Consider the following 7,321-nt stretch of genomic DNA (forward strand, 5'->3'; position numbering starts at 1 on the left):
GTAATATAGTATCGTTAGTAGCATTCTGTAGAGTTTGACTAGCAGTTTTTAGTTGTTGCTGTTTCATTTTCTCTCCTTTCATATGTTTTATTGCTGCCATAGCACCTTGCTGCTGTAAATCTGCAGCTGTAGGTTCTCCTTTTATAGAAGACAAAGATTTATTTTTATTATCAAATTGCTTTTCTCTTTCTATACTAGTATTTATAGTGTTACGTTCTTTTTCTATACTTATAAACTGTTTATTAATAAATTCTAATTCTGATGTAATTTTCCACTTTTCTTCTCTAGAAAGATCTTCGCTAACTTTCTTTGCTTCGAGTTCTTTTTTTCTATTCTCTAATCCTGTGTATTTTTTATTTAATTCTTCTAAGCGCTTAGCATGATTATCCACTTTTTCTTCAACACTCACTGCTTGCATCTTAGAAGTATCACTTACTTTCCTATTTAAAATTTTTTGTGCAAGCTCCGTATCAAATAAAAGTGGTTTACTACTGTTTACAGTTACATCTTTTCCAAGATCTGAGTGTATTAGATCTTCAAAACTTACTTTAGAACTGAGTAATTCTTTACTAGAACTAGATATTTGTGGATCGTTTTGCTGTAAATTTTTTGTAATTTTCTCAATATTTTTATTAAGTTCTAAAATTGAACTATACTTTTCTAATTCTTCTCTAGGGTTTATAATATTCTCATATTGATTCTTTAAATCTTCTCTTAAATAATCATATGTTGCCTTAATAGATGTTACTTTAGTTTCAAAACTTGCTGTAATTTTTGCTGCTAACTGTACTGATTGTTCAGTAGGCTGTTTTCCTTCTTCACTTAAAGGCTGAATTATAACTTTAGATCTTTCTCCTAAAAACCACCTTGATAATATATTTGGTTTATAGACTTGAATTTCTGTATTACCACCATTAGCATCTTTAATTATTATACTTCCTTCATAACCGATAAACTTATTAAGTAATGTTTTAGGACTTTTAAATTCTGCTATTAATTCATTATCATTTTGTAATTTAGGGAAAATACCTTTAATATCCTTCTTATTTTCTAAAAATTTATCTAATTTTTTAAAAGTTTTATCATCTTTAGAACTTATATTATCTATTTCATAACCAGGACTACTATCGACAAAATTCAGTACAAATGGTTCCTGTTTTATGCCATCATATATCTTTTTCAAGAAATTATCATTAAAATTTTGATTTTCGTTAGTACCTCTTAAATTATTTTTTAACTGCTCAAAAGTCATCTTTTTTGAATTAGGAATACTTGCATTATGAAGATCGGTATTAAGCATAATTACTTGAAAAGCAAGTATATATGCTGCATCTTTACCATTTATTTCACCATTTAAGTTTTGTTCATAATATTTTGAACCAAAGCTTTCAACTAATCTATCTATTTTTTGAGCCTCCCCTGGCAATTTAAATGATTGCAAAAATTCCCGTAAACTTTCTAAATAATCTTTTCCTTTAAGATTAAACTGTTTAACAAAATTCTCTAATACTTTTTTATTATCTTCTCCATCTGTTCCAAGATAATCTCCAACAAATTCTAAATTGAGATTATTTCTTTCTTCATGAAAAAATTTAGCCATTTCTTCTGCAAAATACTCATTGTTATCAGCACACAATTTTTTAATTTCTGCAATTCCATTTTTTGGTTTAATATTAAAAAGTTTAATTATTTCTTTTTTTATTAACGTGTCCATTTTACCTCTCACAAATTAATTAATTTTTAATATATAGTAATTAAAAACCTTTTACAACTTCAATACAAGCAAAAGTCGCAATTTTTAGTATTTCACTAGCCGTCGCTGTAGCTTGCAGAATTTGTACAGGTTTTTCAAAACCATTGGTTATAGGACCTATAAAACTATTCGATGAAAATTCTTGTAGTAATTCAGTAGAGATAGCAGCAGAATTTAAACCAGGCATAATTAATACATTAGCAGGCCCTGATAATCTGCAAAATCTATATGATTTATGCAACTCAGAATCTAATGCAACCCTAGCTGACATCTCACCATCATATTCAAAATTTATATCCATACCATTAAACTTTATTTTCTCTTTGTTAAAATTATCAAGTATATTTATTGCTTCACGAACACGAGCTGTTTTTTCATTAGAAGAATTACCAAAAGTTGAAAAAGAAAGAAGAGCAACTCTTGGAGTAATTCCCATATTTTTAGCAATTTCTGCCGTTTGAGTTGCTATTTGTGCTAGTTCCCAGCTATTTGGATATTCGCTAATACAATTATCAGCAATAATTATATTATTACTTTTAGCAATCATAATTGAATAACCTAGAATTCTACGGTTAGGCTTTGGAGAAATAACCTTCATTATATCTTCTAAGCTATCAACATAACTTTTAGTAATGCCTGTTAAAAGAGCATCACCATCACCACATGCTACCATACAAGCAGCAAAAATATTCTTATCTGTTTTAACAAGCTTAATACAATCACGATATAAATAACCCTTGCGCTGCAGTCTTTTATACATATAATTAGTATATTTCTCAAGCTGATCACTTAAAGCTGCATTCATTATTTGAATTCCATCTAAGCTAATATCTTTACCTATCTTTTTTAATATAGTTTCAATTCGTTCAGTGCAACCAATTATAATAGGATGACCGTATTTCTCATCTCTCATCATAATAGCAGCAACAATTACTTCTTCTTCCTCTCCCTCAGCAAAAACAATTCGTCTAAGAGGCGCATTGTGTATTTTTTCATATAAGAAATTCATATAGTTAGAAGTAGGATTTAACCTACTTGCTAATTCTTTTTTATATTTACTAATATTAAAATCCTTAATTTTAGCAACACCACTCTCTATTGCTGCTTTAGCAACTGCTGCTGGTACTACAGTAATTAAACGTGGATCAAAAGGTACAGGAATAATATAGTCCATACCAAAAACCATTTTACGTCCTGAATAAGCTTTATATACCTCTTCTAGCACAGGTTTACGAGCTAAATCTGCAATTGCTTTTGCTGCCGCTATTTTCATTTCTGTATTAATAGTCTTAGCTTTTACATCTAACGCTCCTCTAAAAATATAAGGAAAGCCCATAACATTATTAATTTGATTATTATAATCAGAGCGACCCGTTGCTATAATTGCATCATCTCGCACAAGCTTGATTTCCTCAGGAGTAATTTCAGGATCAGGGTTAGCCATAGCAAAAATAATAGGATCATTTGCCATCTTACTAACCATTTCTTTAGTTACTGCTCCTTTTACTGATAATCCTAAAAATATGTCTGCACCATTTAATGCCTCTTCTAGAGTTTTCAACACAGTATTACTTGCATACAACTCTTTCCATTTATTCATACCTTCCTTTCGTCCTTGGTAAACAACACCGTTAGTATCGCACAAAATAATTTGTGATTTATCTGCACCAAGAGCAATTAATAAATCAATACAAGCAATAGCAGCAGCACCAGCACCGTTAACAACTATTTTTAAATCTTCAAATTTACGATTAGTAAGATACGCAGCATTTATGAGTCCTGCTGCTGTAATAATTGCTGTTCCGTGCTGATCATCATGAAATACTGGTATATCCATTAAAGATTTCAACTTCTCTTCTATAATAAAACATTCAGGAGCTTTAATATCTTCAAGATTAATACCACCAAAACTATAACCTAAGTATTTTACAGCATTAATAAATTCTTCAGGATCCTCAGTATTAACTTCTAAATCGATTGCATCAATATCAGCAAATTTTTTAAATAATACTGCTTTCCCCTCCATAACCGGTTTTGAAGCAGCAGCTCCTAAATTACCAAGACCAAGTACTGCTGTACCATTAGATATTACAGCAACTAAATTACCTCGAGCCGTATATCTATATATCTGTTCAGTATTTTTAGCGATTTCAAGGCATGGAGCTGCAACACCAGGAGAATAAGCAAGTGATAAATCTTGCTGCGTAACAAGTGATTTTGTTGCTGAAATAGCAATTTTACCTGGCTTATCTTTTTCATGATACTCAAGTGCTTCAGCATAATTTATTTTATTCATTTTATCCATTTTATAAAATTTCCTGTTTTATTTGTTATCCTAATATATACATAATAATTGATATAGTAATTACCGAAAAAAAAGTAGTAAATGTTATGATTGATGCCATAGAATCTGGATCACCACCAAGCTGACGAGATAGAACATACGCTGTACTTGCAGAAGGAAGACAACTATATAATATCCCTACTGATCTATTAATCCCATCAATTGACATTAACCCTAGCACTATTACACTAACTAATGGGAATGCAACTAACTTAACAAAGCTTGTAAACATTACATTACGCAAAAGTTCTTGTCTAATAGTAAAATTAAGGCCAGCCCCAACATTTAACATACCAATAGCCAAAGCAGCATTTGAAAGACTATCTAATGCTTTCTTAAGACTTAAATGTAATTCAAGATGCAAATAATTAAAAATGAAACCAATTAAACTCGCAATAATTAAGGGATTACGCACGATTAATTTAATCATTAAAATAAAACTAGTTCTAATAGTATTAGAAACAGATTTATTAGGAATATAATAGGCAAAAATCATTACAGATAAAATATTGGTAAAAATAATCATATAAGAAGAGATTACCGCTACTACTGCGAGTCCGTTAGGGCCGAGCAATGGAGCGCCCACTCCAAAAAAAACATAATTACTATAACGAATTGATCCTTGAAAAATGGAAGTAAATTGTACTTTATCTATGTTATATTTTCGTTGGTAAATTACAAGACCTAAAGAAATAAGAATAGTAGAAATAATAAGAGCAATTACTAATTTAATTATCGATGTAGCACTTGAATCGGTAGTTGATACATAATTAAGAAGCATAGCAGGGAATAATACAAAATACGATAATTTTTCAATACCGCGCCAAAATTCCTCTGAAGTTAACAATTTAGTTTTAATAATACTACCAAGAATAGTAATTAAAAAAATTGGTAACGTACTGCAAAAAATATCGTTCATTTGTTAATAATTTTATGTATTTCATTCCTACGAAAGTCGAACTTTATTGCATGGCTTCAAAAATATCCTGAATGCAATTCAAGCTAAAAGTAAAAATCTAGTCAAAAATATAAAAAACAATGCTACTTCATCAAAACTTAATAATTTCTTACAATATACTAAGCTTTCTTATTCCAGATTCTAGTGTTTATAGAAATGACACTAAAAGCTTTTTAAGAGCTACACAAGCAAAGCCTATAGGAAATAAACTATTCAATTAAAGCCTTCTAATCTTGATTAGTTTTCCTATCAACTCCATTCTCATTCTCTAGCTAAGATTCTATTTCTGTAATATTTTTTCTCTTATAAGCGTTATCAGAAAACTCTTCTACATAAGCACGCCTTGTTTAAAATAAAACCTTAAACTGTTTTTTTATTTATATTCATAAGCCCAACTATATTAATTGACAATACCAATATAAATAGCTATTACAATTAGAACATAAGTATAAATTTTTATTTTCTTAGCTTTATTTGCTGGATTCCTGCCTATAGCTTAGCTAGAATAACACCAAAAGCATTTTTCTAAGCCATGCAATAATAGTATGACAAAACTCTACAATTTCTCTTCTATCAACTTGATAATTTCTTTTATACCATAAAGCTTTATAAAAGTTCCAAGCCTTGGACCTTCACTTTGCCCTAACAATATTTGATATAGATCTTTAAAGTAATCACGTAAATTTTTATACCCTGCTTTCATCCCAATATCATATATTGCTTTCTGAATTGCTTCAGCTTCTGTTTGCTCAGATATACTAGACAACATACCTGAAATATCACGTAAAATAATTCTATGTTTTTCTGTAGGACTTAAATATGATTTATGCGCTTTTATAAAATCATTATAATATTTTATAGCAAATTCTACTAAACGGTTAAGATACGGACTACTAGTTGGAGTTGCTTTTGGCTCGTATTTACTAATAAACCCCCAAAGTATTGATTTATCTGAAGGATTACATACAGAAGCTAAATTAAGCAATAATGAATATGTAATACCAAAAGTCTCAATTTTTTGCACATCACCCTGATGAATATGATGAACAGGGTTTGCAAAACGCTTAGATCTATCTTCTTCTAAATGATATTTTAGATTAAAAGTAATATACTCATCAACATTTTTAGGAATGACATCAAAAAACAAACGCTTAGCTCTAGTAGGATTTTGGTACATAAATAATGCCATACTTTCAACAGGTGCATATTTTAACCAATCATCAATACTAATACTGTTACCTTTTGATTTCGATATTTTCTCACCATTTCCATCTAAGAATAGCTCATAACATAACTGCACTGGTGGCTTACCACCTAAAATACGACAGATTTCTGAATAAAGATAAGCATTTACTAAGTGATCTTTACCATACATCTCATAATCAACTTTAAGAACTGCCCAACGCATACCGAAATCTGGCTTCCACTGTAATTTACAGTGCCCTTTTGTGACTGGTACTTCTATCGCATCACCGTTTTCATCTTTATAAGTTACTGTACCTGATCTAGCATCATACTTCTCGATAGGTACTTGCAGGACTCTACCAGTTTTTGGACAAATAGGCATAAAAGGTGAATATGTTACTTTGCGCTCTTCTCTAAAAGTCGGTAGCATCAGATCCATTATTTCATCATACTTTTCAAGTACTTTTATCAGCATTTCATCAAACATACCTGATTTATAACACTTAGTACTGCTGTAAAACTCATATTCAAAGCCAAATTTATCAAGAAACGAACGTAGTTTTGCATTCATATAAGCTCCGTAGCTTTCACATTTACCAAACGGATCAGGAATAGAGGTAAGTGGCATGCCTATATATCTTGCTACCATTTCAGAATTCGGGATGTTACTTGGCACTTTGCGAAGCCCATCCATATCATCGGAAAAACAGATTAGTTTAGTTGGAATACTAGAAAGTTGCTGGAATGCTTTTTGTACCATAACTATACGAGCATTCTCGCCGAAAGTACCAATATGTGGTAGTCCCGAAGGACCGTAACCAGTTTCAAATAAGACATAACCTTTTTCAGGTATTTTGCCGTTTAAACTGTCTAGTACTTTCTTAGCTTCAACAAAAGGCCAAGCATTTGACTTAATCGCATCTTCCCAAATTTCTGACATTTTATTTTCTTGCACTTTAATTAATTAATTAGTGACAATATACTAAATTTACTTAATTGTAAAATATCACTTGAATTTTTTATGATTTTAAACGATTTTATATTATTATATTTTATATTATTATTTAGTTTTTATTGTATT

4 protein-coding genes are annotated in these 7,321 nt (G+C 30.2%); all 4 read right to left on the minus strand.

The window, feature by feature from the left end:
* Positions 1-1,714 (minus strand): T4SS guanine nucleotide exchange effector RalF (gene ralF, locus AC27F4_RS03190; RefSeq protein ID WP_487062031.1); only part of this gene is annotated, 1,714 nt, incomplete at its 3' end.
* A gap of 40 nt (positions 1,715-1,754) precedes the next feature.
* Positions 1,755-4,058, minus strand: coding sequence for an NADP-dependent malic enzyme (locus AC27F4_RS03195; RefSeq protein ID WP_487062033.1), 2,304 nt, complete (start codon positions 4,056-4,058; stop codon positions 1,755-1,757).
* Between the two features lie 25 nt (positions 4,059-4,083).
* Positions 4,084-5,016 (minus strand): AEC family transporter, encoded by a 933-nt coding sequence (locus tag AC27F4_RS03200; RefSeq protein WP_487062035.1) that lies wholly within the window; start codon positions 5,014-5,016, stop codon positions 4,084-4,086.
* Positions 5,017-5,611: 595 nt separating this feature from the next.
* Entirely contained in the window at positions 5,612-7,180 is a 1,569-nt protein-coding gene (locus AC27F4_RS03205; protein WP_487062037.1) for a lysine--tRNA ligase, read from the minus strand.
* Positions 7,181-7,321 lie beyond the last annotated feature (141 nt).

Source organism: Candidatus Rickettsia mendelii (genome assembly GCF_057543435.1).

Bases quoted from the DNA above. Each gene is read 5' to 3' on its own strand.
- AC27F4_RS03195 (WP_487062033.1), bottom strand. From the start codon at position 4,058: ATGGATAAAATGAATAAAATAAATTATGCTGAAGCACTTGAGTATCAT.
- AC27F4_RS03200 (WP_487062035.1), bottom strand. From the start codon at position 5,016: ATGAACGATATTTTTTGCAGTACGTTACCAATTTTTTTAATTACTATT.
- AC27F4_RS03205 (WP_487062037.1), bottom strand. From the start codon at position 7,180: ATGTCAGAAATTTGGGAAGATGCGATTAAGTCAAATGCTTGGCCTTTT.